The organism is Acidisoma cellulosilyticum (assembly GCF_020621385.1).
Lineage (GTDB): Bacteria > Pseudomonadota > Alphaproteobacteria > Acetobacterales > Acetobacteraceae > Acidisoma > Acidisoma cellulosilyticum.
The window spans coordinates 281480-307133 of the sequence record NZ_JAESVA010000002.1 but is presented as its reverse complement, the minus strand read 5'-3'; the positions used below and the strand labels follow the sequence as shown (position 1 = coordinate 307133).

Below are 25654 nucleotides of genomic sequence, written 5' to 3'. Positions count from 1 at the left end.
TTATTCCCCGATAGAAGATTTAGTCGGGAATAGGATGCGTTGCGCGGTGTTGACCCTTTGACACGATCCATTCTGCCGGATCGCCATAAAGGAAATAGTCCATGAAATGCCTTCTGCTGGCTGCTTCCGCCCTGCTTTTCGTGGCACCCTTGGCCTTTGCCGGATCGCTGCCCTTCTCATCGGCCAAGACGGCCAAGGGAGCGGTCCTGGCGGATGCCAAGGGCATGACGCTCTATATCTACGACAAGGACAGCAAGGGCCTGTCCAACTGCTACGGCGACTGTGCTGAGGACTGGCCGCCTTTCCTGGCCAAGGCGGGCGCGGAACCGAGCGGTCCTTATGCCCTGGTGACGCGCAAGGACGGGCAAAAACAATGGGCCTATAACGGCATGCCGCTGTATTTCTGGGAAGATGACACGGCCCGCGGCCAGGCGACCGGCGACGGCGTCGCAGGGGTTTGGCATGTGGTCCGCAGCACCACGCAGGCTTCGTCTTCTGGCGGCGGTTCCTGGTAGACATTCTTCCGGGGGAATAGGACCGCATGACGGGCTTTCTGGACGAGATCGAGGCTTGTATCCCTGCCTTGCGGCGCTATGCCCGTGGCTTGTCGCATGACCGGGACGCGGCCGACGATCTCGTTCAGGATTGTCTTGAGCGGGCGATGCGCAAGCGGTCTCTGTTCCGCCCCTTGGGGCCGGTGCGACCCTGGCTGTTCCGTATCCTTCTCAACCTCTATCGCAACGACCAAAGGCGCGTCAGGCGACAAGGCATCCATATTCCGCTCGAACCCGACGGCAATTATCCAGATGCCTCTACCAATCAACAATCGCGGCTGGAACTCGCCGGTGTCGCGATGGCGCTGCAAAACCTGCCCGCTGAACAGCGTGAGGTTTTGATGCTCGTGGCCTTGGAAGGCATGAGTTATGAGGAGGCCTCAGAAATTTTGGAGATCCCGACCGGCACCGTGATGTCGCGGATATCCCGCGCGCGTCAGGCTTTGCGGACGGCAACCGATGCGCCGCCGCCCAGATTGCGGAGTGTGAAATGACGAGCCAACCCCACAGCCGCATTTCCGATGCCGATCTCATGGCCTATCTGGACCGCTCGCTGGATGCTGGGCGTATGGCTGAGATCGCGGCGGCGCTTGATACGGATCCGGAAGGGCGCGCGCGTCTGGCGGAATGGCGGCAGCAGAATGCGCTTATCGCCAGCCTGTATCAGCCGGTCGCGGCCGAACCCCTGCCGCCGCGTCTGAACGTCCGGCGTATGGCGGCCGAAGGCCGTGGCAAGCACCAAGCCTGGCACCGCATGGCGGCGGCGGCCATCCTTTGTCTCGGCATCGGCGCGTCTGGAGGATGGTATTGGGGGCATCAGGGTGCAGGCATCGGCGGCACTGCTCCTGCCGATCAGATCGTAGCGGCCTTGGCAGCCCACCGGCTTTATACCGCCGAGGTCGCGCATCCGGTGGAGGTCGCAGGCAATACCGACGGCGATCTCGGCACCTGGTTTTCGAAACGACTGGACCGAAAGCTGACGATCCCCAATTTGGAACAGACCGGGTGGCGGCTCGTCGGCGGCAGTCTTCTGCCTGCGGGGGACAAGGCGGGCGCGCAGATCATGTATGAGAATGCCGGGGGCCAGCGGCTGACGCTGTTTTTCACGCCTGTCGCGCCGCATAAGGACGGCGTGCCGCGCTTCGCGACATCCGGCGATCTGGGTGTCATGAGCTGGACGGATGGCAGTCTCAACTGCACGATCGTCGGGCCGATCGACCGCACGGAGATCAAGCGGATCGCGGCGGAAGTCTATGACCAATTGACATAAGGCGCTTGCCGGCCCCGAGCTTACGGGGCGTGCTGGAAGGCCCTATCCGCGTCTAGACGGAGACGGGCATCCGGAACGTGAAGCGGGTATCCGCTTCGGTTGATGACACCTCCAATGTTCCAGCATGCGCCTTGGCGATTTCCGAGCAGATAAAAAGGCCGAGCCCCAGGCCTTCCTGGCTAGAGCGAACTTTCGCGCGGAAAAACGGCTGAAAAAGCCTGCTCAAGGCATGGTCCTGAATCGGCGCGCCGCCATTCGAGACGGATAGCTCGAACACGCCCTGTCGGACCCCGCCAAGGACAATGATCGGCCGGTCGGGCGCGCCATGTGTCAGTGCGTTTGCCAAAAGGTTCGACAGAAGCTGGGAAAGTCGGACACTGTCGCAAAGGATAGGCTGCGCAAGGTCCAGGCTGACCTCGATCTGGCGGTCCAGATGTGTGCGTTGAAGTTCTGAAGCCACCTGCGTCAGAACAGGCCCCAGAACCACCTGAGCCTTATCGACGGGAAATTCCCCGCCCAAACGCCCGCGGGCAAAGTCCAGCACGCTTTCGATAAGGTTTGAAATACGGCCCGCACTTTGCTTGATCTGCCCGGCGATCTCCACGGCCATATGCGGACGCTTGAGGATTAGGGTCGCACCCGCGTCGATGGATGCGACGGGATTTCTCAGATCATGCCCCAAAACGGCAATGAACTGCTCCCGGAGTTCGGAAATGCCCTGCTGTTCATCGGCGGCCGCTTTGGCATCCGCCAGCCTGCGAATGGCGTCCAGATGGAAGGCGATCAACTCGGCGAATAGCTTGAAGGTCTGCACGATTTCGGGCGTGTTCACCCGATGGGGATGGGGGTCAATGGCGCATAAAGTGCCGAAAAACGAGCCGTCCGGCATGAGGATCGGCATCGAGATATAGCTCTTGAGGCCATAGGTCGCAGGGGTATGATGACCGCAATAAGCCGGGTCCTCGGCGACATTGTCGATAATGACGGCCTGGCGATGCTGTCGGATTTCATTGCAAATCGTCGATTTGAGGTCGAGTTCGCCCCCTGGCTTCAACCCGAAATTGATATGGTCCAGGACGCTGCAGGCCAACCACTGTGTCTCGGTCACATGGGCGACGGCTGCGAAGCCCATGCCGGTCAGGCGGCACACGACGTCCAGAATGGACGGTATAACCGCAATTTGGGCGACGGCAGCCAAATTGGCCTGGGAATTGGGCGCTTCAGTCATCTCGACTCATAAAACTGGATTGGCGGCTGAGGGTTTCAAGGCAAATTTTCCCTCAAAACCGGCCAAAAGCCAAGCTTCGTCAAACGAGAGGAGACTTGTAAAATCCGGTCGCGAGCGGCCCCCTGAAACAGTGAGACTCTGCCAGGTTGTAATCGACAATTCGTCAGATTTTTGGGGTGTTTCCAGCTAGGCCTGACGGAAATTAAGCCGAAGCAAGCCGCTCCGGCCCGCTGCCGGACAAAAGTCGCATCCTCACCCGATCGACCTCGGGCCCGATCATGCGCAGCGGCGCATAGCCCAAAGCGTCCAGCATCAGCATGGAATCGTGATGGCCAAAGCCGAAGACCGGATGAAGGGCGACAGCGCTCGCACCTTCACAAAAATTTGCGCGGTCACCGCTATCCAGATAGCTCTCGACGGCAAGGCCCTCCGCCAGGATGATGCCATGCTGGGGAAGTTCGACATGAAAATAGTCGATATGGTCCCGATCGACCTGCGCGATGCTGGACCCGTTGATGAGGTATTTCACCGGGATCAGCACGTCTTCGGCGTAGATGGCATGGTCCGGTGACAGGAACAGGTCGCGTGCGGGTCTGCCCGGGCCGAAAGCATGGGCCGCGATCCGCACGGGTAGAATATCGCTTGGGCGTGGGTGGCGCCGGCAATCGACATGGCGGCTGCCGATCCAGACGATCGGTTCAAGCTTGCCGTCCGGCGTGCGCAGCTTGTCCTCCGGCCGCAATGCCTCGACCGCGACCAGCCCTTGCTCGGCCAGAATGCGCGTCCCCGCAGCGAAGCAGGACAAGCTCACGGTGAGCAGGCTGCCCGACCCGCCATCATCCGATCGCAGCGCGAATGTGGCATGCGCATAATTGCCGGCGAGCTTCAACTCGTAATGCTCCCCACCTTCCGTCACCGTCAGCAGGCCGGTCCCACTGTCGAATCTCGCCGAAGCACCATGCGAGAAAGCGATCGTCGCCAGGTCGATCTCATCGGAAGGTTGGAAATTGTCGACGATCGCGGCAGGCATCTCCGACCCTGAAATAATCAGCGTCGCGCCGCCGTCGAGGGTGATGTCGCCTGTGGTGACGGCCCCTGCGCCGAGGGTCAGATCGCCCTCGGCTAAGTGAACCCCATCCAACACGGCGCCGTCGGTCAGCACCGCGTCACCGCCGCTCACCAGCAGGTCGGCGGCCGAACCTCCGGATGAGACCGCCAAGTAGCCGCCGCTGAGGATAGAGGTATCGATGGTGCTGCCGCCGCTATAGACGAATTCCCCGGCGGTCTGGCCGATGCTGTCCTCCACGACGGTATGGCTCGCGATACCATCGACCAGCCGCAGCGTCGCGTTTTCCTTGACCGTCGTGCTGGTCGCGAGACCACCAAAATACAGGCCAAGATAGGCGGGCGTCGCGCCATTGCCCGACAGCGCAATGTCTTGCACCACGGCGCCGTTGACGACATCGACCCTGCCGCCGCCTTGGATCGTCAGGCTGGTGGCGGAGGCGCCGGCTTCGATCTCATAATACGTGAAGGCGCTGACGACCTGATCGGTCAGGATCTGGCCGGATGCGATACTTGTCGGCTGGATGAAAAAATTGCCGCCGCTCAGCACGGTGTCGCTGATGAAACCGCCGCTCGAGACGGACAAGGCGCCGCCGGAAAACACGGTGGTTGAAACGGCGCTGCCGCCCGAGGACAGGATGACCTCCGCCAATAGCCCGACCGGCCCGGCCGGCGCGCTGACGGTGGTCACCACCGCCGTGCCGCCGGACAGGATATACAGGTCGCCGGCCGCCACACCGTTGGAGGACAAGGCGGCATCCGTGACAGAGGTGTCGCGGGCAACGCCGCCGGCCGCCAAGGTCAGAACGCCGCCGCTGACGGTCGTGCTGGTCGCAAAACCGCCGGATAGGAAAAGATCGCCGCCGTAGTCGACGACCGTATTCACCACGCTGCCGCCCGCGGTGACGGAGACTTCGCTAAAGACCGTGCCGCCGCCGATGATCGTGATATCGCTTGCCGAACCACCGTCCACTGTGACGGTGCCACCGCTGACCGTCAGATCGACGGCGGAACCGCCGGCCATAATGTCGAGACTGGTTGTCGATCCGATCGTCAATCCGCTGACGACCTGACCGGAACTCACGATGATGTCTGACATGAGGGACCATTTCAATCGAGTTGGCCGCATTGACTTGGGCAAATCAGCGGATCGCCCCTAGTCATTATCCATAAAGCAATTTTTCTTAGGAGTTTACTGACTCAATCAAAGCATCGAATTGAAATGATGACAATAATACTGAATTGTTAGCTCGTTTGATCTCCCTTTTCTGATTTTTAGACAATGCGCGGGAAGAGGCTGGGAGAATAAGGCCAGGCCCGGCCGATCGACTGGGGCGACAGAAAAAGACCCGGGCGATTGCGGCAGGGCTCTTCCCGAAGGACCTGGCCAAAGGGCCAGTACCGTCATCCAAACCTATGTGGTGGGTCGCTTGACCTTGCTATTCCGCTGGCAAATGCTCTGGCAGCGGCGCGGCGATTCCGATCGGCCTTGCCTGCTCGGTCGGATTGCCAAGCTCGTCCGTCGGGACCAGTTGCTTGTTGAACGCGGCGAAATAGGCGGCCCATTCAAGCTGTCCGAGGTCGACCAGCACGGCGCCGTCCTGCCAGATGTCATTGTGATCGTTGCTGTCATCGTCACCAACGTCAACCTTGCGATGCAAGAAGCTGCCGGTGGAGCCTTGGTTCATATGGGCGTCATGGATGCCATTGCCTTCGCTATAGAAGCGACCGAAGACATAGACCGGCGATTGCTGTTGAACCGCGCTTGTCAGCAGGCGCAGCAAGGATGCCACGGGTTCGGCTTCCACCGAGCCATCCATTACGTCGCTATTGCGCCAATCGCCGGTATTGGCCAGGAGATCGCTGCGGCAATAGTCCAGCGCGGGCAGGGCATCCTGGCCTGTCAGGGGTGACGCGCCCTGATCGGCCTGCGCCAGCTGGGCGATGATCGGGTGACGGAAATCATAAATCAGCTTGTATTTCAGCAAATCGTCGGAATCGCTGGTGCCGACATTCACCGCCACATCCCAATTCGCACCTTGTACCAGCAAGCCGAAATGCAGATGATATTGAATTTCGGAGCGATGACGCGACGGTTTCAAGACGGGTTTCGAAACGATCTTGGCTTTGACGTAACCATAGGCGAGGGTCACCGGATGCTCCTTTGATATCGTGCGTTCAAATGACGGTATCGTCATCGCCGTTCAGCAGGCGTTGCGCGATCTGTGAAAATGCCCAGCCGTCGGCGCTATGATCGAAGACCCACAAGACGTCGAAACGATCGTCGGGCCATGCGTCGGGCGTCGCCGGGACGGGATGGAGCAAGGCCGCGAGGTCAGGAATGCGGTGATGCTCCCAGGCCATCAGCACGATGCCATTGCGCGTCAGCGCCTCCGTCATCGCAGCTTGCAGGTCATCCTTGCCAAAGCTTTCGATGAAAGGAACGTGCTGGGATTGCATGAGATCAGCGAGCGGCTGCACGGTTTGCGTGGGGCGCTTGCTGTCATCCTTCGTCTTGGCACCGGCGGCGTAGATGATTGACGGAAGGAGGCCGAATCCCGGCGGCGGATGCAGGGGGCAGAAGAAGCGAACGAGCGCCCCCGCGCGTTGCCAGCCTCTTGGTGTCAAACTCTTCTTATCACAGCTGCCATTCTCGGCAATGCCCGCTATAGCCGGCTCGTCGCCTGGCTTGGTCGGTTTCTCCGCGTGGCGAATGATGATGATGCGGCTTGGTGACATGCTTGGCCTCGTCCCTCTAACAGCCCGGTCTATATTTTGGCCGGCACCCTACTGGCCTGAGAAATAGAGGCGCCGCAGCGCCCTGGATGACCCAGGCTGGTTATAATCAGCCATCCAGGAGGGGTCAGTCGCCAGGTCTTGCGGTTTCCACGTTTCTGGCGCCGCGCCGGATTGCTGGCTTGCCGTATAGGCCGCGTCGCGGAAGGCATAGCTGGAGAATTGGCGCATAAATTCGCCCAGGTAGATATCCGCCACGCGCTTGTCGCCACGGATCACCAGCATATTCTCATGATTCGTCGTCACGCTCGCGTCGCTGAAATTGGCCGATCCGGTAACCACGATCGGATCATCGGACAGCGGATCAACCAGCATGAACTTGGTGTGAACCCAACGCACATTCTCTTTCGCCTGCACGCCGCTCGCTTCCTTCAGCCAACGGTCGAACTCGTTCAGCGTGATGTTCTGGCCGATCGCGACCACCGCGTTCTTCAGGGCCCTGATCTTGGCGATCTCTGCCTCTGCCGCGGCAATCGTCTTGCCGACGCCGGCCTTATCCATCAGGGCGAAATGCAGAACCTCATTCTCGGTCTCGTAGGTCGGTATGAAGTCCTTGTTCATGCCGAAGGCAAAGGTCATGAACAGCCCACGCTGCGCGGCGGCGGCGATATCATTGTAGCGGGCCAATACGGCGGTGCTGTGCAGCGGTGAAAACACCTCCGTGATGCCCGCTATGGGCGGGTTGGGTGGCACCGGGGTTTTGGTGTCGTTCCAATCGCGGAGATCGGCGAGGGCAGGATCGCCGCTCAGTTCCGTCCACAAGTCCAGATAGGCCGAGGCCGTGGCGGCATCATTGACGATATGCGCGCAGTTGAGATGGCCGAAGATACCGTTCTCGGTATAATTCGTTGATCCGGTCAGCAGTTGAACCGGCGCACCGTCCTTCAACAGAACGATGAACTTGTTGTGCATGATTCTGCCATGCGTGATGCCGGTGCAGAGCTTATCGATCCCTGCGGCTGCGATCGCCGCTTCGTTCGGGTGGATCGGGTCTTCATGCGCATTGTCGATCGCATCATATAAGACGCGGACATCGGCACCGCGCTGCGCCGCGTCGCTGACAGCTTTCAGAACCTCCGGCCATTGAAACTCGTAAATCGCCATCCGGATTCCGTAGCTGGCGTCTGTGGCTTTGGCGAGAAAAGCGATAATCGCTTCCAGCAATCCACGCGACAGCCAAGTATAGGCGGCCGGCCCGACAACGCTTGGCCGTCTGTTCTGAAACAGCTTGGCATATTCCTGCGACGCGACGGCGCCGCGGTTGAAGAAGATGCTATGCGTCCCTGCCCATGCTGCCTCGGTCGTGATGTCGACGGCGACCTCAGCGCCATCGGTCAAGGCGCCTGGCTGCCCTGACATGGCGACAAGCCGGTAGGTGTATTGGCAGCCCGGCTGGGCGGAATAATCCGCCCATTGGAAGCTTTGAATGGGTTGTTCATGGCTGGACGCGGTGCCGCCCAAGGGCAGCGGCGTGGCGGGAAAGGACTTCATCCCCGACATCCAATAGGTCTCGCTCTTTGCGTGATCCACGCGCTGGATCGCGAAACCCAGCAGCCCGGCAGCGACCGTCTGATCCGTGATATCCCAGCCTAATAGAACGACATGCGTTCCGGCGACCGCCTGCAAGACGAGGCCCTGGGCTTTGACCTGTTGTCGCATTCTCCGCTCCTTGTCATTGAGACGGGCTCGTCTGCGTCAGGCAGCCCGGCAAAGGCGCTGTCTCTCAGGCGACGGTCTGCTACGTCAGATCGACCGTCACGGAATCGAAAGCCGTGCCATGCGGACTGCCGAGCGGCCAAAATTCCACCTTCAATTGCTTGGCCGATACCGTCAGAAAGCTGTATCCGAGCGAGGCGAGCGATCTGTCATAGGTCACGGTGCTGCTGTCGGTTGCCGGCTGGCCGGTCGCTTGGCCGACCGGTTGCGGGCTCATGCCGCCGGTGCCGGATACGACATAGACGATCATCTTGCCGTCGATACGTCTGGTATAGCGCTGGTAGTTATGCGCATGGCCGGACAGAAAAAGATCGGGATAGAGGCCGGCTGCCTTGCAGGCCGCATCGATATCGGCGCCCATCGCCGTGCTGCCGCTATGTCCGCCCTGGCTATAGGGCGGATGGTGCGTAGCGATCACCAGGGCCTTTTTCGGCTCGCCTTTGAGGGCTTTGATTGTCTTGGCAAACCAGTCGATCTGGCTGGTATCGGCGGCGCCGCCAGCGGTCTTGCCCTGCAGGAAGCCAGGATTTTCCAGCAGGTTCGAGTAAAGGCCGATCACCCGCATAAAGGGCGCGTCCAGCATCCAATAGACCCCAGGCTGGGTCATGGTTTGCCGATAGACACCGATGCCCGAAGCGGCCGCGGGCACCGCCGCATGCGCCGTGCAGAAATTCTCTCGAAAGGCCGAGAGGGAGGGCGCATCGTCGGGCGACTTGACCTCGCCATCATGATTGCCGGGGATCGCCAGAATCTTGCCCGGGTAATGCCGGTACGGACGGTAGAAGCGGTCGGTATAATTATGTGTTTTATCGGTGCCATAGACGACATCGCCGAGATGCAGCAGGAAGGCCGGATTGAGCGCGCCCGCGCTGGGGTTGAAATCCGTGGCCATATCATCGGCGACACGCTCGGCCTCGTCACCGCCGCCACAGCCGCTATCGCCGAGCGCATGGAAGCGTATTTCCCCGAGATGGTTGATCTCGTTGACACCATCCTTACCGATGATATCGATCAGATCCATATGGCCGTCGCCGATGATGGGTGGCAACGGCCCCAGATTTTGCTTATGCCAATTCTCCTCCTCGCCAGCGGCAGGTCCCGGCGCCTTGGCTGAGGCGACAAAAAAAGGATGAGCATAGCGCATGTCTGTTTTTTCCGCTGTTGAAGCGAGGTCAGACGTTCGTATTGGTTGGCCGCTGTATTATTATGCGACAAATTGATATTATATCGAATCAATATGTTTGTAAACAGATCGAAAAGTCTTGGCTTGGCTACCGCTGCGCCCCCTGGAGGGGCTGGGCCTGGCCGTTGGTGGATGATCGGCCTTTGTGCCGCCATGACGCTGGCCGAGATTGGCAGGGACCCAATTATTCCAATCAGGACTAGGTTTCAGTTTAACAAGTCATTTTACTTCTGATCGCCGGAAGCTTAGATCATAGTCTTTAGCGGCACGCGGCATGACGTAAGCCAGACCGGCGGGCCCTTGTTCTGAGGTCTTCTGCCGTGATCGATGCCATAGCCCTGCTGTTCGTCTGCCTGGGCGTCGGCGAATGCCTTCACCGCGTGGCGGGTTTGCCCTTGCCGCCCTCCGTCATCGGATTGCTGGTTCTGCTCCTTTGGCTCGCTGTCATGCGTCGGGAAAGGCCGCTGCTGAACACCGTCTCGGGATGGCTGACAGCGCATCTATCTCTCATGTTCGTGCCGGCGGCGGTCGGGCTGATCAACCAGGGGCCGGCGCTCGCCCGCTACGGCATCGGCCTTGTGGTGGCAACGACCGTTTCCACGCTTCTCACCATGCTGGTCACCGTCTCGGTCTTTCGCTTCGTCGTCAAACGGGTGGGGTCCGGTGCCGCGCAGGTGACGGCGTGAACGGCTTGCTGACGACCTCGGCCTTCTGGCTGGCGGTGACGCTGCTAGTTTTCGAGGGCGCGGATCGGCTGTCGCGCCGGTCCGGGCGGCATCCGCTCTGTCATCCGGTGCTGCTCTCCACCCCCGTTATCATCGCCATTCTGATGATCACCCACACGCCTTACGCGACCTATGCCGGCGCCACCTCGGTGCTCGCCTTCCTGCTCGGCCCGGCGGTGGTCGGGCTGGCCGTGCCGATCTGGGCGCGGGCCAGGCTGATCCGTCAGCTGGCCCTGCCGATCACGCTGGCCCTTTGCGCCGGGGCGGTCACGGCCATCGTCAGTGCGGTCGGCATTCTGTCCCTGTTCGGCGCGCCGCGGGCGATGCTGGCCTCCATCGCGCCGCGCGCGACCACAACGCCCGTCGCCATGCAGATGGCGTCTGAACTCGGCGGCGTGCCGGCGCTCGCCGCCGTCATCGTGCTATTCGCGGGCGTCGTCGGCGCGATGACGGCCACCCCCATCTTCAACCGGCTCGGCATCCGGGATTATCGGGCGCGGGGGCTTGCCATCGGCGTCACCGCCCATGGTTTCGGCGCGGCGCGGGCCTTTCAGGTCGATCCCACGGCCGGGGCCTTCGCCAGCCTGGGCATGGCCCTGAACGCCATCATCACCTGCGTCATCCTGTCGCTGGTCCAGCTGTTCCTGTGACCGGCTCCTGTGACCGGCGCCTTCGGATAGAAGTTGCGAATAATTCGCAACTCGCCTAAGCCAGCGCTGCGGGCGATGGGCTCGCTTTTCTGAAGCGAGACTTTGCCCCAGTGTCGAGGGTCGGTTGACCGAGAGTGGAGGCCCTGGCCTCGCAAGACTGGCGGCCCTGTATCAGGACGAGTTGCGGGCGCATGCGCGCCGACAAGCGCCGTCGGCGGCGGATGCCGAGGATATGGTGCAGGACGCCTGGGCGCGTTTCGCGGTGCAGGATCAAGGGGCCATCGCCAATATTCGCGCCTTCCTGCATCGCATCCTTGACAACCTCTCCATCGACCATCGGCGCAGGACTCAGCTGCGCGCGCGCTATCATGTCGCCTCCGCAGATCCCGAAGCGGTCGCGGACGTAGCGGAGCCCGCGCCGACCGTCGAGGCGCGGTTGATCGATGCCGACCGCCAGCGCGCCTATCAGGCTATTCTGGCATCTCTGCCGGCCCGCTGCCGTGAAGCGCTGATCCTCAGCCGTATCGAGGGCTGGCCCCATACCAAGATCGCCCGCCATCTTGGCGTCTCGGCCAATACCGTCACGGCCGATATCCGCCGCGCCATGGACCTCTGCTTGCAAGCCGCGAAAAATTTTGATGTCTGACTCCCCGGGAAAAGCACCCCCCTCGAACGTCATAGAGGGTGATGAGAGCATTCGCGGCCAATCCTCCGGTGACGCCTTGACCAGCGCGCGTGCGGCAGCACTCGACTGGCTGCTGGCGGGCGCGCAAGGCGACGCCTTCCAGGCCTGGCTGAAGGCTGACCCAGCCAATGCGCCCGCCTTCGCGGAGGTGGCGCGGCTGTGGCATGATCCGTCTTTCCTCGCCGCTCTGCACGGCCAGACACGCAAGCCCAGGCGCCGCATCGCCCGGCCGGTGCTCGCCTTGGCCGCGTCCTTCCTGGTTGTGGCGATCCTCGGCTGGGGCTCCCTGCGCCTCGCGGGCCTGCCGCTGCATTGGGGCGATGATTACACGACCCGCATCGGCGCCCAGCAGACGGAGACGCTGGCCGATGGCAGCCTGCTGACGCTGGATACGGGCTCGGCGGTCGATTTCGGGGTCAGCCAGTCCGAACGCCGCCTGACGCTGCAGGACGGGCGTATTTTCATCGCGGTGCATCACGCGGCGCTACCCTTCCGCGTGCATGTCAGCGGCATCACCGTTCAGGATATCGGCACGGCATTTTCGGTCGAGAGGCGCGACGGCCGCGTGACGGTCGCGGTACGGCAGGGCGCGGTCGCGATCGAGACCCCGAACGGGGCGGTGCGCGTGCGGGCCGGGCAGGCGGTCTCGGTCGATCATGGTGCTTTGCAGCCGGTGCAATCGATCGACCCCAGCATGACTTTCGCCTGGCTCGATCATCGCTTGTTCTTCCAGAATGCCCCTTTGGGCGAAGTGGTGGCGGACCTGCGGCGCTATCAGCCTGGTTGGATCATCATCGCCCGCCCCAGCCTCGCCGATATCAAGGTCAGCGGCGGCTATGATCTGCGTCGGCCGGCCGCCGCCATTCTGGATCTCGCGAAGCTCAGCGGCGCCTCCGTCACCCAGGTCTCGGACCGGCTGCTCATCCTGCACTGAATTTTGTTCGGAAATTTTGCCGGGCGATTGTGATTCCGGCGAAAGTCGCGCGTCATAGAGATGCAAACGCTTCTTAGTTGCATTTTTTGAGGAATTCTATGACGCGCCTCGTTTCAGGCCGGTTCGGCCCGCTTCCCCGCCAGAGCCGGCTTCTGGCTATTCTTGGGCTGACCACCGCTCTCAGTTGCGGTCTGATTGTTTTGCCGAGCCCGCTTTGGGCGCAAGGCGTCGGCCAGGCGACGGCGGTTGATATCGCGATTGCCGCCCAGCCGCTGGATCAGGCGCTGCGGCAGTTGATGGAGCGGACCGGCTTGCAGATCGCCTATACGGCCGATCTGACGGCCGGCAAGCGTTCGACAGAGGTGCATGGCCGCTATAACGGCGTGGACGCGCTGGGCACCATGCTGACCGGCACCGGCCTCATCTTCAGCGTCACCGGCACGGGCGTCGTCCGGCTGGATGCCATGCCGCAGGGTTCAGGCGCCAGCCTGCCGCCGGTGACGGTCGTGGGCTCCGCGAATAGCGGCCAAAGCCCGCGCGGACCCGGTGTCGGTTATGTCGCGACCCGCACGGATACGGGCACCAAAAGCAATACGCCGATCCGCGAAGTGCCGCAGGCGATCTCGGTCGTCACGCGCCAGCAGATGGATGATCAGGACGTGCAGAGCGTGCGCCAGGCGCTGTTCTATACCTCCGGTGTCGATGCCAATACGAACGGGCTCAACGGCGACAGCTTTGAGCAGATCTACGGCCGTGGCTTCCTGATGCAGGAATTTCTGGACGGCATGCTGCTGCCGCACAATGCGTACAACACCCTGTCGATCGATCCGTATGATCTGGAGCGGATCGAGGTTCTGCACGGCCCGGCCTCCGTCCTCTACGGGTCCGTCAGCCCGGGTGGCATGGTCAACCTGGTCAGCAAGACGCCGACCGAGACGCCGCAGCATGAAGTCTATCTGCAAGGCGGCTCCCCCGAGCAGATCGGCGGCGGTTTCGATCTCAGCGGCCCGGTGGACGGCAGCAATCAGGTTTTCTATCGCCTTGTCGGCTCGGCGCTGGCCGGCGATACGCAGGTCAACGGCGTCGACAAGCAGCGTATTTCCATCGCACCGTCGATCACCTACAAGCCCGACGCGGACACCAGCTTTACGATCCTTGGCCGCTATCAGTATGATCCGAAGGCGGGCTATTACAACAATCTGCCGGCCCAGGGCACGGTCTGGGGCAATCCGCCGGGACAGATTCCGGTCGATCTCAATCCCGGCGATCCGAACTACCAGAAATACAGCAAGCGCGAAGCCTCCATCGGCTATCTGTTCGATCATCGCTTCGATGATGTCTGGTCGGTGCATCAGTCGCTGCGCTACACCTATGATCAGGCCAATCTCGAAAACGTCTTTGCCTATGGCATCACGTCGAACGGTCAGGATCTGGAGCGTTACGCTTTCGCCAATGACACCTCGCTGAACCAGTTCACGGTCGATACCAACGCCCAGGCCAAGTTCAGCACCGGCCCGCTGCGCCATACGATCACCGCCGGGCTCGACTATCAGCGCATCTTCTACAAGGAAACCTACGGCAATAATTTCGACGAGCCGGACCTGGATATTTTCGCGCCCGTCTATAACCAGGCCATCAATCCGGTGACGGCCTTCACCACCGATACCGAGTTGCAGCAGCAGATGGGCCTTTACGCCCAGGACCAGATGCGCATCGGCCATCTGGCGCTGCTCATCGGTGGTCGCAATGACTGGGCAACGACGGCGGAACATGACGAGACCGACGGCAGCGCCTGGGCCAATCAGAGCGACACCAAATTCACATGGCGCGTCGGCGCCGTCTATCTGATGAATAACGGCATATCGCCCTATGCCAGCTATTCGACATCCTTCCAGCCCGAAGTCGGCACCGGCGCGTCCGGCAATGCCTTCAAGCCCACGACCGGACAGCAGTATGAGGTCGGCGTCAAATACCAGCCGCCGGGCTATAACAGCTTCGTCACGGCTGCCTTGTTCAACCTGACGCAGCAGAATGTTCTGACAACGGACCCGACGAATTCCAATTTCGAGACCCAGACGGGCGAAATCCGGTCGCGCGGGCTGGAGCTTGAGGGTCATGCCAGCCTGACGGACAGCCTCAACCTCATCCTGTCCTATACCTATCTCGATGCCGTCGTGACCAAAAGCAATACGACGAGCGGCGCCTATACCTATAATGTGGGCGATACGCCGGACGGCGTGCCCAGCAATATGGCCTCGGTCTGGGCGAATTACCTTCTGCCTTGGCATGCGCTGCGGGGCATAACGCTGGGTGGCGGCTTGCGCTATGTCGGGTCAACCTATGGCGACGATCAGGAAAGCTTTTCGGTTCATGCCGTCACGCTGCTTGATGCGGCTGTCAATTACGACCTGTCGGCTTTGAGCGATCAACTGCATGGGCTGAGCTTTCAGCTGAATGGATCCAACCTGCTCAACACCACCTATGTCGCCGGCTGCACCAGCGATATCGCCTGCACCTACGGCCTGCGCCGGGTGGTTCTGGGGTCGCTGAAGTATAAATGGTAACGTGCTTCGGTCTGACGCGACGCTCATTGCTGGCCGGCGCCGCCGGCGCCGGTCTTGCCTCTGGCAAGGCCGTCGCGGCGGTCGCGGACCCGCGTCTTGTCGTGCTGGACTGGGGCTTGCTGGAAACGGTGCTCGCCTTGGGCATCGCGCCCATCGCGGCGGCGGAGACGGGCAATTATGCCCGTGCGGCAGCGACCCTGCCGGTGCCGCCTTCCGTCACTGATATAGGCCTGCGCCTGGACCCGGATCTGGAATGGATCCACGTCCTGAGGCCGGGCGCCATCCTGATCAACGCGGCCCAATCGGCGCAGATATCCGTGCTGAAGCCGCTCGCACCGATCTGGACATTTTCCATCTATGACGGCAGCGGCGAGCCCTTGCGCAATGCGGAGACGGTCACGCGCGACCTCGGCGCGCGTATCGGACGGCGCGCCGAGGCGGCAGCGCTGGTGGCGTCAACGATGCACAATCTGCGGCCACTGCCGGGTTATGACAGTCGGCCTTTGCTGCTCTTCAGCTTTCTGGATGCGACGCATATCGCGCTCTATGACCGGTCAAGCCTGGCGGGCAATGTCCTGGATCGTCTCGGCCTCGACAATGCCTGGACGCAGGCGTCGGGCGGCTGGGGCGTGGTGCCGCTGTCGCTGCCGGCGCTCGCCCAAAGCCCCGAGGCGCGGCTGATCTGTTTCGGCCCGGTGCCGCTCTCGGCCCAGAGCATGATGGCGCAAAGCCCGCTCTGGCGCGATCTGCCCGCTATCCGGGCCGGACGCATCAGGCTATTGCCGCCGGTCTGGAATTACGGCGCGTTGCCTACCGCCGCGCGTATCGCAGACCTTATCCGCACGGCATTGGCGCGTGCGGATGGACAGGACGTTATCGGCTGATGCCATCTCGTTCGCTTGGTCTCGCTCTCGCTTTGGCTGTCCTGGCCCTGACCCTTTTGCTGCATCGCCTAGCCCATCTGCTGCCCTGCGGCCAATGGGTGCAGGCTGCGTTTCATCCCGACACCAGCAGCGTCGCGCAATTGACCCTGCATTTCAGCCTGCTGCCGCGCGTGGCGGTCGCCTTGCTGGCGGGGGCTGGCTTGGCACTGGCCGGCGTGCTGTTGCAGCAGGTCTTGCACAATCCCTTGGCCGAGCCTGCGACCTTGGGCATCTCAGCCGGGGCCGGGCTCGCCATCACGCTTGTCAGCAGCATCGCGCCCGCGATCGGGGCCAGTTGGGGTCGTCCGCTCATCGCGCTGATCGGCGCGCTCTTGGCCGTGGCACTCGTCTTCGGTCTCTCGGTCCGGCAGCGGTTTTCGCCGCTCGCCGTCCTGCTCGCGGGTCTGCTGGTCACCCTGTATTGCGGCGCCGTCAGCGCCGGCCTGCAGCTTCTCGCGAACCCTTATGATCTGTCCTTCTACCTCTGGGGCAGCGGCTCTCTCGTGCAGCAGGATTGGTCTTTGTTCCAGTCGCTGCTGATGCGCCTGCTGCCGGTCGCAATCTGCACTGTCTGTCTCATCCGTCCGCTGACCGTGATGGCTTTGACGGAGGAGGGGGCGAAGGGTTTGGGTCTGGCCCTCGCCCCCGCGCGGATGGTGGCCCTCGGCATCGCGACCTGTCTCGCTGCCTTCGTCGTCAGCGCGGTCGGCGTCATCGGCTTCGTGGGCCTGACGGCACCGGCCCTGGCGCGTGCCTGCGGCGCCCGGCGCGTCGGGCAGCAGTTGCTGTGGGCGCCGATCCTCGGCGGGCTGATCCTTTGGCTGAGCGATGAGGTGGTGCTGACGGCTTTCGGCGCGGGTCGGGAATTTCTGCCGACCGGTGCCGCGACGGCATTGATCGGCGCGCCGCTGATCTTTTATCTGGCGCCCAAGCTGCGTGGCACGGTGGGTGGCACGCGGGCCATTATCATGGCCCAGGCGCGTCACCCCGGTGTGATCCTCGCGCTCTGGGCCGCAATCCTGGTCGGCAGCGGCTATGTCGCGCTGCATCTCGGCCATATGCCGCAGGGCTGGGTCTGGTCGGACAGCATGCTCGCCTTCCGCTGGCCGCATCTGCTCGGCGCGGCGGCCGCCGGCATGCTGCTGGCCGCCGCCGGTGTGCTGCTGCAAAGGCTCACCGGCAATGCCTTGGCCTCGCCCGATCTGCTCGGCCTCAGCGAGGGCGCGGCCTGCGGTCGGATTGTCGCAACCGCTTTGTTCGGCGCTGCTTCGTCCGGTCTGGTCTGGCTCGGGTCAGCCGTCGGCGCGATGGCGGTGCTTGGGCTGGTGCTGGCGCTCGGCGGCCAGGGACCGAAAACCCAGCCGGACCGGTTCCTTCTCGTCGGTATCGCGGCCAATGCCCTGGGGGGCGTGCTGGTTACGCTGGCTTTGCTGGCGGCCGGCCCGGCGGCGGGCTCGCTTCGTGCCTGGATGCTGGGCGATACCGGGCTGATCACCGGGCGGGCCGCCATCAGCGTCACGGCGCTTTTACCGCTGGCGGGTTTAGCCCTGTTTCTCATGCGCCGCTGGCTGGTGCTGCTGCCTTTGGGCGGCCCGTCCAGCGGCAGTCTGGGCCTCGGCGTTTCCGGCGCGCGCGGGCTGTTGCTGCTGGCGGCAGGGCTGATGACCGCGACCGCGACGCTGCTGGTGGGGCCGCTCGGCTTCGTCGGCCTCATGAGCGGCCATCTGGCGCGGATCAGCGGCTTTCACCGTCCGCTGCCGCAATTGCTGGCGGCGTCCCTGGTGGGTGGGCTGATCATGCTGCTGGCCGATTGGGCGGGGCATACCCTGGCGGCACCCTTCATGCTGCCGGCCGGGCTGCTGGCGACGCTGATCGGCGGCCCTTATCTGCTTTGGCTTCTGATGGCACGGGGCCGGCGGGCGCGCGTCTAAGCTCATGCGGCGCGATCCCTTTCGATAAAAATCCGTATTATTTTTTAACCGGTCTGATAGGGTCGTGGCTGATCAGCGATTTCTTAAGATAACGCCGGAGGAAACGTGTCGGCTTCCCCCACGCTCTTTCGGCGTTTTGTTCGGATAATGGCGCGCCTTGGCTTGGATATTCGCCCCCCGGCCCGGCGGTTTCGCGAAGCGGTGCTGCGGCCACTGCGGGCCGAGGTCACCAGCGGATTCGCACAGGTCGCCCTGGCACAGCAAAATTTCCAGGACGATCTGGTCAAAGCCCAGGCAAGGTCTGACGCATTGGAGCGCATCACAGCGGCAATGCAAGATCGCCTCGATGCCTTGCAGGACGAGATGCAGAGGCAGGCGCATGCGACACAGGGGCAGCTGGACGCGATCCATGGGGAATTGCAGGCGCTGCAACAGCGTAGGATCGAACTGCTTGACCGAACAGGCGCGTTGGAACGCGATCTGACGGCCAGCAATCTGTCGCATGATGCCGATCGGGCAGCAGCGCAGGCCGATCGCGCCAAATTGGCCGAACAGCATGCCGGCCTCATCGACCTGGCGTCAGTCGTTCAAGCCTTGAACGCGCAGACCATGGCCAGGTTCCGTGAGACGCAGGAAAAGGACTCCATTCTGTCGGGTGAAATTGCATCCCTCAGGCAATTGGCTGCCGCTGAACGGGAGAGTTGGCGCGAGCGGATCTTCCGTCTTGAAAAGATCCTGACGCAATCGGCGGATTCCGCGCCTGCCGCCAGAGCGATGGAAGGTCAGTCGTCACCGGCCGTGGCGATCATTCTTCCGACCTTCAATCGGGCAAACTTCATCGGCGAAGCCATTGAAAGCGTGCAGGCGCAAAGCTTTCGGAATTGGGAACTCATCATCGTCGATGATGGCAGCACGGACGGTACGGATAATGCCGTCTGGTATTATTTATCTGATCCTCGCATTCGGCTGGTCCACCAAGCGCATCTCGGCGCTGCCGTCGCGCGCAACCATGGCATCAGGGAAACGACCGCGCCGCTGATCGCCTATCTCGACAGCGACAATCTTCTACATCCGGAATTTCTGGCGCGCGCGGTCGACAGCCTGGCATCGCAACCCGATGTCGATCTCGTCTATGGCGCGCTGATCAGTGACGATCACGAACTCGACCGCAGTTGCATCCTATGGTCGCCCTTCGACCGCGATGCGCTGCTGCGGGGCAATTACATCGACACCAATACGATCCTGCATCGACGGACGCTTGTGGCACAGTTCGGCGGATGGGATGAAGCGCGGCGCCGTCTGGTCGATTGGGATTTGTTGCTGCGCTATACGGCGGAAAAGCCGGCCCAGGCGATCCCGGTTCTGGCGGCGCGCTACAGACGGGTCGATGCGCAGAGTATTTCCGACATCGTCGCTTTCGAGCCTGATGACGTCGCGATCCGCAATAAATGGTTCCCGCCCGCCATGCCCACCCGGCGGCCGCGTATTCTCTACGCTGTCTGGCATTACCCGCAGCTCAGCGAAGCCTATGTCGAGACGGAACTTCGCTGCATGCTGGGCTGGGGCGCCCATGTGGAGCTTTGGCGGACCGCGACCGGTCCGTCCCGTTACCCAACCGTTGTGCCTATTCATGAAGGCAGTTTGGCCGAGGCGATCGCGGCGGCCAGGCCGGATGTGATCCATGTCCATTGGTTGAGCTTCGGGCTGACCCATGCCGCGGCGCTGGCTTCCTCCGGTCTGCCGGTGACGCTCCGCCTGCATGGTTTTGATACGACATCGGACGGTCTCGCGGCCTGGCTTGCCCATGATTGGGCGAAAGGCGTCTACGGCTATCCGGTTCAGATCGCGCAAACCGGGCTATCGGACCCGCGATTGATCAATATGCCGGTCGCTTTCGATAGCAAACTTTTCAAGCCGGAACCGATCAAAGACCGTCGTATGGTCGTCAGAGCGGCAGCGGCTTTACCAAGCAAGGATCTGGATCTTTTCCTGGAAGCGGCGCGACGTTTGCCCAATTACCGCTTTGTGCTGGCGGCAGTGACCTGCCATCTGCGTGAGGAATACGCGGCCGAATTGAAGGCGACCTGCGAGGGGCTGCAATCCCCCGTCGAGCTGAGGTTCGATGTCCCGCATGAGGCGGTGGCCAGGCTGGTGGGTGAGGGCGCCTTCTATCTCCATACCATGCATCCGCCGGGTGCGGCCGGTGCCACGCCCGTTGGCCAGCCGATTTCGATCTCGGAAGCCATGGCGACCGGCGCCTATTGCCTGGTCAGAGATGTCCCCGATCTGACCGAGATGATCGGCGACGCAGGGACGTCCTACAGCAATGTCGACGACCTGGTCGCGGCGATTACCGCGACCGAGGATTGGAGCGACCAGGATTGGCAGAACGCGCAACGCCGGTCCGTCAGCCGGGCCTGGGGGCAGCATGCCGATACCATGATCTTCCGCCCGTTATTCATGGAGTGGATGGCGCTGTCGGCGCAGTAGCAGGATCGGGTCGTCATGATAGATCGCGGTCTGCTCCACCACGAAGCCGAGCTTCGCGGCGACGCGCAGCGACGCTGCATGGTCGGGCTGGATGATCGCGACCGTCTCCCTGCCGGGCAGAGTGGAATCGCGCCAGGTGAGCGCGGCCTTGGTCGCCTCGGTCGCAAAGCCCTGGCCATGGGCCGCCGGGCTGAGCACCCAACCCATTTCCGGCGTGCCGTCGAAACGCGGCGTGATATCGCGGCGATAGTCGGAAAACCCGACCTCGCCCACGAACCGGCCGCCCTCGATTGTCTCGACAACCCAATAGCCGAAGCCGAGCGCCTGCCAATGGCCGATATAACGCAGTAGGCGGGCCCAGATCTGCTCGCGCGTCTGCGGCACGCCGCCAATAAACCGCGTCACCGCCGGATCGCTCCAGAGTGCCAGGCATTGCGCAAAATGGTCGATCGTCGGCACAGTCAGGCGCAGGCGGGGCGTCAGAATATCGGTCATGCCCCACCGGTTAGGACAGAACCGCCTGCCTTACCAGCGGCGGCGCGTGCCGCCGCCAGCACCGCCGTAACTGCCGCGATTATAGCCGCCATATTGCCGCGCGGTCTGATCGCGATTGAGCTGGCCCCAATTCTGGCTGCTCGTCGTCGGCCGCTGGTAGGTCGAATGGTTGGCCTGCGCGCTTTGCTGCGTCGGCTTCTGCATCTGCTGCCAGGAGCCGCTATTGTATTTCGACCAGCCGGAACTGTTGTGCTGATAGACGTTGCCGTCCGACCCGGCATAGACATTGCCGTTCGCGGTCTTCACCGCCCCGGCATTATTGCCGTTATTGGTATGGACGGCCGCGCCCTGCGCGCCATTGCTGGCATTGAAGGCGCCAGCCGTGCCGCGCGCGTTGCTGGCGCTCGCGGTATTCACGCTGCCGTTCGGGCCGCTGACCGAGCTCGATCCCCACCGCCCATAGGCATTGGCATTCTGCGTCGTGCTGCCCGCCATGCCGGTCGAGGGGTTATAGCCATAGGCATGAGCGCTGGCGCTGCCATTGCCCCAGACCGCGCTGCCATGGGCATAGGCACCGGTCGAGGGATTGTATCGCGAACCCGCCGCCGCCCCGCCGTAAGGGCCATAGACGGCAGCGCCGCGCGCATAGGTGCCGGTCGAGGGGTTGTAGCCATAACCGGCCGTCGCCGTGCGGCCATAGGCGCCGTAGACGGTGCCGGTACTGGCCCAGGCGCCGGTCGCCGTATTGTAATGGACGTTCCCGGCATAAGTGTAAGCGTAAGGGTAATAGACCGGCACATGGCCATAGGCGACGTAAGGCGGATAGTAATAGCCGGTGCCATAGGCGAGGATGCCGGCGGTGATGAAGCCCATCATATAGCCGGCGGTATAGCCGTAGGTGACGGCAGCGGTCGTCGATCCATAGACCTGCACATAAGTCACGTTATAGACCGGGCTGCTCGGCGGGATGGTGTAGATCACGGCCGGCACGGCGGTCGCCAGCATCCAGGGACCCGTCGGCGCGGATGCCACGAACCAGGCGCCCTGATAGCAGCAGTAATATTGGCCTGCGGTTCCGATCACCTGAAAGGCCGTATTGGTGGCGTAGGTCATGGCAGTGCCGGGGATCGGCGCGAAATTCGGCGCCCCGGCATAGGTGACGGCAACCTTCGTCGTGCTGCGCGGCAGCGTCGCCCGCGTCGGCACCTGGGCCTTCAGCACGGCGGCTTGGGCGGCCGTCGTGCCGGGCACGGAGGCGAGCAGATTGCCGTAGGTGCCGTCCGGCGATAGCCGCGAAAAATCGGGCGGCAGGCTGGGCGTCGCGAAGGTCCAGGGACCGTACAGGCTGCTGGCCGTGAACCAGCGGCCGGAGACGAGGTAGTAGAAGCTATTGGTCGGCGTATAGCGGAACAGCACGGCGCCGCTATTCGTCACCGCCTGCAGAGAGGTTTGCGGCACGGGCGTGAACGTCGGCGCGCCGGCGGTGACGATGATCTCGGCCGGTTTGGTCGAGATGAAGATGATCGGCACCAGGCCGGCGGTCGGCGGCTTGCCCGGCACGTTGCGCCGGATCTCGCCGAAATTGGCGTCGTTCGGAATTTTGGAGAAGGCCGCAGGCAAGGGGCCGGCCGGCTGATAGGGGCCGGTATAGGCCTGGGCCACCAGCCAGATTCCGTTATTGAGCAGATACCAGGCGCCTCCATTGGCCTGATCCTGGATGACGTCCCAATTGGTATTGACCGCATAGGTCAGGCCGGTGCTGGCGATGGGCGCCATCGTCGGCTCCCCGTCGAACACGACAAGGCTCGCCGGCTGGGCGCTGTAGAAGATGACGGGCGGGTTATTGTTAAGCGGCGGGCCAGCGGCGGCCGGCTTCTCATTCAGGCTCAGCAGCACCGTATTCAGCGGAATGATCTTGGGCGGCATCAGGGTCAGAAAGGCCGCAATGCGCGTCTGCAGTGTATAGGCCTGGCTGGTATCGAGTGCCGGGAAGCTGGAGGAGATCAGGGTCGGATTGGTGAAATAGACGAGGTTATTGTCGGTATCGACCTCGGTCGCGCCCGAAAATTCGATCGTGCCCATGATCGGCGTGGTGCGGCCGATCGGCGTGATGGCGATCGCCGCACGCGCGCTCAAGGTCGCGTGGTTCGGCCAGTCGATCGCCTGCGGCTCATAGATGGTGACGCGGGCACCATTCTCCGTGAACTGATGCGGCCAGGCGGCCATCGGCACCGCGCCGGGCGGCGGCGTCGCGGCAGCGGCTGTCAGGCCGGGCAGGGCGATGGCGGGCAGGCCGATCACGGCGGCACCGAGAAAGGAACGACGATCGATCTTCACGGTTCTCACCCTACGCTTTTGATCCTGCAACATTAATCCGGTAGAGGGCTGGCAGCAAGCGGCGCATCGGCCAAGACCGAGCGGTACTGCATGCCAGCCTTCGACCGCCGAAACGGCTCTGTATGGCCGAGACGGCTTCACCTCTGTCGTCTCACGCGACTAGAGTGCGTGTCATGCGCAAGATTATGACTTTTCTGCCCGACGCCTTCACGCTGAGTATCGTCGCCACGGTTATCTTCGCGTCCTTCGTCCCCTGCTACGGGGAAGGGGCGAGGATTTTCGGCTGGCTGACGACGCTGGCCATCGCCGTGATGTTCTTCATGCAGGGGGCAAGGCTGTCGCGGGAGGCGGTGGTCGCCGGCCTCGGCCATTGGCGGCTGCATCTGACGATCCTGGCCTCGACCTTCGTGCTGTTTCCGCTGCTGGGCTTCGGGTTTCAGGCGCTATTTCCGCATCTCATGACCCCGGCTCTGCTCATGGGGCTGCTTTATATCTGCCTGTTGCCCTCCACCGTGCAGTCCTCCATCGCCTTCACCTCCATCGCGCACGGCAATGTCCCGGCCGCCATCTGCTCGGCGACCTTTTCGACGCTACTCGGCGTCATCGTGACGCCCATTATGGCGAGCATCCTGCTCAAAACTCATGGCAGCGGCGGCGGGCTGGAATCGATCGGCTCGATCTTCATCGAACTGCTGCTGCCCTTCCTGGCGGGCCAGTTGTTGCGCCCCTGGCTGGGCGGTTGGGCTGCGCGCAACAAGCATATCCTGAAATACACGGATCGCGGCTCGATCATCCTGGTCGTCTATACCGCTTTCAGCGCCGCGGTGATGCGCGGGCTGTGGCACACGCTGCCGCTGTCGGGCTTCGTCGAGATCATCATCTCCAACGCTGTCCTGCTGGCGCTGGTGCTGCTGATCACCACCTTCGGCGCCCGCGCGCTCGGCTTCAAGCGGCCGGAGGAGATCGCCATCGTCTTCTGCGGCTCCAAGAAAAGTGCCGCGACCGGCGTGCCGATGGCGAATGTGCTGTTCGGGGCTTCCACCGTCGGGCTGATCGTCCTGCCGTTGATCATTTTCCACCAGATGCAGTTGATGGTCTGCGCGGTTCTCGCGAAGCGCTATGCGCGGCAATACGAGGCTGAGCATCCGGAAGCCGGCGGCGTCAGCGCACAGGCCGCCGAATGACAGTGGCAGAGCCAGACTGGCTGCTCTGGGCGCGTGAGATTCAGGCGACAGCCCAGACCGGCCTTGCCTTCACGAAAGACCCCTATGACCGGGACCGGTATGAGGCGCTGCGCGCGCTGGCAGCCCGCATGCTCGCGGCCCGCACCGACGGCTCGGCCGAGGGTTACGCCGCGCTGTTCGCGGCCGAGCGCGGCTATACCACGCCCAAGATCGACGTGCGCGGCGCGGTGTTCGATGCTGCGGGCCGCATCCTGATGGTGCGGGAGGTGATGGACCATAACCGCTGGACCCTACCCGGCGGCTGGGCCGATGTCAGCCAGACGACGGCGCAAAGCGCGGTGCGCGAGGTCTTCGAGGAAACCGGCTATACTGCGCGGGCTGTCAAGCTGGTCGCCGTCTGGGACTATGCGACGCAAAGACATCCTTGGCCCAGCCTGCACTCCATCGCGAAACACTTCTTCCTTTGCGAGATCACCGGCGGTGCCGCGCAGACGAGCCTTGAGACGTCGGAGATCCGCTTCTTCGCGGAGGATGACATTCCGGCCGATCTGTCCCTCGGCCGCGTTCTGCCGCGCCAGATCGCGCGCATGTTCGCCCATTGGCGCGACCGTACGCTGCCGACCGAATTTGATTGAAGGGCGACGGTTCCCGGTCCGTAAAGAGCCGGCGCCAAGTATTGAGAGAAAGTTGTGCAGTAAATCCTAAAAATACAATGGGAATTTACTTTTGTCCGCAATATCCGAGGCGGAATTTAGCTCTGGGTCAGATTTTGTCTGACCGGCCAATATCATAAGAAAATTGATCTTCTTCATATTTTTTTCCTGATTCCCGATTGCAAACTCAAGTGACCGGCATCGTGACAGGATTCTCAGCCTAAGCGGCGGTATATAAATAGTTAACATTTCGTTCTCAATATCCGTATGC

Annotated in this window: 21 protein-coding genes; 13 read left to right on the top strand and 8 right to left on the bottom strand. The window is 62.5% G+C overall.

Annotation, left to right across the window (positions count from 1 at the left end):
• The first annotated feature begins 101 nt into the window (after nucleotides 1-101).
• Genes ACELLULO517_RS05825 through ACELLULO517_RS05815 form a run of 3 tightly spaced genes read left to right on the top strand, consistent with a single transcriptional unit; the run spans nucleotide 102 to nucleotide 1824 of the window.
• On the top strand, nucleotides 102-515 hold the full coding sequence (locus ACELLULO517_RS05825; protein ID WP_227306362.1) for a COG4315 family predicted lipoprotein: 414 nt from the start codon (nucleotides 102-104) through the stop codon (nucleotides 513-515).
• A gap of 26 nt (nucleotides 516-541) precedes the next feature.
• Nucleotides 542-1048: an RNA polymerase sigma factor gene (locus tag ACELLULO517_RS05820; protein ID WP_227306361.1), complete on the top strand. Its 507-nt coding sequence runs from the start codon at nucleotides 542-544 to the stop codon at nucleotides 1046-1048.
• Nucleotides 1045-1824 carry an anti-sigma factor family protein gene (locus ACELLULO517_RS05815; RefSeq protein ID WP_227306360.1) on the top strand — a complete coding sequence of 260 codons (780 nt, stop codon included), beginning with the start codon at nucleotides 1045-1047 and terminating at the stop codon, nucleotides 1822-1824. Before ACELLULO517_RS05820 ends, ACELLULO517_RS05815 begins: the two co-directional genes overlap by 4 nt.
• 52 nt (nucleotides 1825-1876) lie before the next feature.
• Here the strand turns inward: ACELLULO517_RS05815 and ACELLULO517_RS05810 are convergent, their stop codons facing one another.
• The 6 genes from ACELLULO517_RS05810 to ACELLULO517_RS05785 all read right to left on the bottom strand — a co-directional run bounded on the left by ACELLULO517_RS05810 (nucleotide 1877) and on the right by ACELLULO517_RS05785 (nucleotide 9773).
• Nucleotides 1877-3052: a GAF domain-containing sensor histidine kinase gene (locus ACELLULO517_RS05810; protein ID WP_227306359.1), complete on the bottom strand. Its 1176-nt coding sequence runs from the start codon at nucleotides 3050-3052 to the stop codon at nucleotides 1877-1879.
• Nucleotides 3053-3254: 202 nt separating this feature from the next.
• A complete protein-coding gene (locus ACELLULO517_RS05805) occupies nucleotides 3255-5216 on the bottom strand; it encodes a Hint domain-containing protein (RefSeq protein ID WP_227306358.1) in 1962 nt (653 codons plus the stop codon).
• Nucleotides 5217-5556: 340 nt separating this feature from the next.
• Nucleotides 5557-6270: a DUF2278 family protein gene (locus tag ACELLULO517_RS05800; protein ID WP_227306357.1), complete on the bottom strand. Its 714-nt coding sequence runs from the start codon at nucleotides 6268-6270 to the stop codon at nucleotides 5557-5559.
• Between the two features lie 25 nt (nucleotides 6271-6295).
• Nucleotides 6296-6856, bottom strand: coding sequence for a histidine phosphatase family protein (locus ACELLULO517_RS05795; protein ID WP_227306356.1), 561 nt, complete (start codon nucleotides 6854-6856; stop codon nucleotides 6296-6298).
• Between the two features lie 48 nt (nucleotides 6857-6904).
• The gene (locus tag ACELLULO517_RS05790; protein WP_227306355.1) at nucleotides 6905-8572 is read right to left on the bottom strand and encodes a phospholipase D-like domain-containing protein; all 1668 of its coding nucleotides are present in this window, start codon (nucleotides 8570-8572) and stop codon (nucleotides 6905-6907) included.
• A gap of 79 nt (nucleotides 8573-8651) precedes the next feature.
• Nucleotides 8652-9773 carry a metallophosphoesterase family protein gene (locus ACELLULO517_RS05785; protein ID WP_227306354.1) on the bottom strand — a complete coding sequence of 374 codons (1122 nt, stop codon included), beginning with the start codon at nucleotides 9771-9773 and terminating at the stop codon, nucleotides 8652-8654.
• 359 nt (nucleotides 9774-10132) lie between these two features.
• Between ACELLULO517_RS05785 and ACELLULO517_RS05780 the strand changes: the two genes are divergently transcribed.
• From ACELLULO517_RS05780 to ACELLULO517_RS05745, 8 genes are all read left to right on the top strand, one after another.
• Nucleotides 10133-10498 (top strand): CidA/LrgA family protein, encoded by a 366-nt coding sequence (locus ACELLULO517_RS05780; protein ID WP_227306353.1) that lies wholly within the window; start codon nucleotides 10133-10135, stop codon nucleotides 10496-10498.
• On the top strand, nucleotides 10495-11187 hold the full coding sequence (locus tag ACELLULO517_RS05775; RefSeq protein WP_227306352.1) for an LrgB family protein: 693 nt from the start codon (nucleotides 10495-10497) through the stop codon (nucleotides 11185-11187). The genes ACELLULO517_RS05780 and ACELLULO517_RS05775 overlap by 4 nt, the downstream gene beginning before the upstream one ends.
• A 124-nt stretch (nucleotides 11188-11311) precedes the next feature.
• Nucleotides 11312-11833 carry an RNA polymerase sigma factor gene (locus ACELLULO517_RS05770; protein ID WP_227306351.1) on the top strand — a complete coding sequence of 174 codons (522 nt, stop codon included), beginning with the start codon at nucleotides 11312-11314 and terminating at the stop codon, nucleotides 11831-11833.
• Nucleotides 11826-12806 (top strand): FecR family protein, encoded by a 981-nt coding sequence (locus ACELLULO517_RS05765; RefSeq protein ID WP_227306350.1) that lies wholly within the window; start codon nucleotides 11826-11828, stop codon nucleotides 12804-12806. The genes ACELLULO517_RS05770 and ACELLULO517_RS05765 overlap by 8 nt, the downstream gene beginning before the upstream one ends.
• 98 nt (nucleotides 12807-12904) lie before the next feature.
• The gene (locus ACELLULO517_RS05760) at nucleotides 12905-15370 is read left to right on the top strand and encodes a TonB-dependent siderophore receptor (RefSeq protein ID WP_227306349.1); all 2466 of its coding nucleotides are present in this window, start codon (nucleotides 12905-12907) and stop codon (nucleotides 15368-15370) included.
• Nucleotides 15364-16254 carry an ABC transporter substrate-binding protein gene (locus ACELLULO517_RS05755; protein ID WP_227306348.1) on the top strand — a complete coding sequence of 297 codons (891 nt, stop codon included), beginning with the start codon at nucleotides 15364-15366 and terminating at the stop codon, nucleotides 16252-16254. The genes ACELLULO517_RS05760 and ACELLULO517_RS05755 overlap by 7 nt, the downstream gene beginning before the upstream one ends.
• Nucleotides 16254-18224, top strand: a complete 1971-nt coding sequence (gene fhuB, locus ACELLULO517_RS05750; protein ID WP_227306347.1) for a Fe(3+)-hydroxamate ABC transporter permease FhuB — start codon at nucleotides 16254-16256, stop codon at nucleotides 18222-18224. The genes ACELLULO517_RS05755 and fhuB overlap by 1 nt, the downstream gene beginning before the upstream one ends.
• A 162-nt stretch (nucleotides 18225-18386) precedes the next feature.
• Complete coding sequence (locus tag ACELLULO517_RS05745; RefSeq protein WP_227306346.1) at nucleotides 18387-20714, top strand: glycosyltransferase; 2328 nt, start codon at nucleotides 18387-18389, stop codon at nucleotides 20712-20714.
• Here ACELLULO517_RS05745 and ACELLULO517_RS05740 read toward each other — a convergent pair.
• Complete coding sequence (locus ACELLULO517_RS05740) at nucleotides 20679-21209, bottom strand: GNAT family N-acetyltransferase (RefSeq protein ID WP_227306345.1); 531 nt, start codon at nucleotides 21207-21209, stop codon at nucleotides 20679-20681. The two genes, ACELLULO517_RS05745 and ACELLULO517_RS05740, sit on opposite strands and share 36 nt — an antisense overlap.
• A 30-nt stretch (nucleotides 21210-21239) precedes the next feature.
• Nucleotides 21240-23546: a hypothetical protein gene (locus tag ACELLULO517_RS05735; RefSeq protein ID WP_227306344.1), complete on the bottom strand. Its 2307-nt coding sequence runs from the start codon at nucleotides 23544-23546 to the stop codon at nucleotides 21240-21242.
• A 185-nt stretch (nucleotides 23547-23731) separates the two neighbouring features.
• Between ACELLULO517_RS05735 and ACELLULO517_RS05730 the strand changes: the two genes are divergently transcribed.
• Complete coding sequence (locus tag ACELLULO517_RS05730; protein WP_227306910.1) at nucleotides 23732-24730, top strand: bile acid:sodium symporter family protein; 999 nt, start codon at nucleotides 23732-23734, stop codon at nucleotides 24728-24730.
• A gap of 2 nt (nucleotides 24731-24732) precedes the next feature.
• A complete protein-coding gene (locus ACELLULO517_RS05725; RefSeq protein ID WP_227306909.1) occupies nucleotides 24733-25365 on the top strand; it encodes an NUDIX hydrolase in 633 nt (210 codons plus the stop codon).
• Nucleotides 25366-25654: the final 289 nt, after the last annotated feature.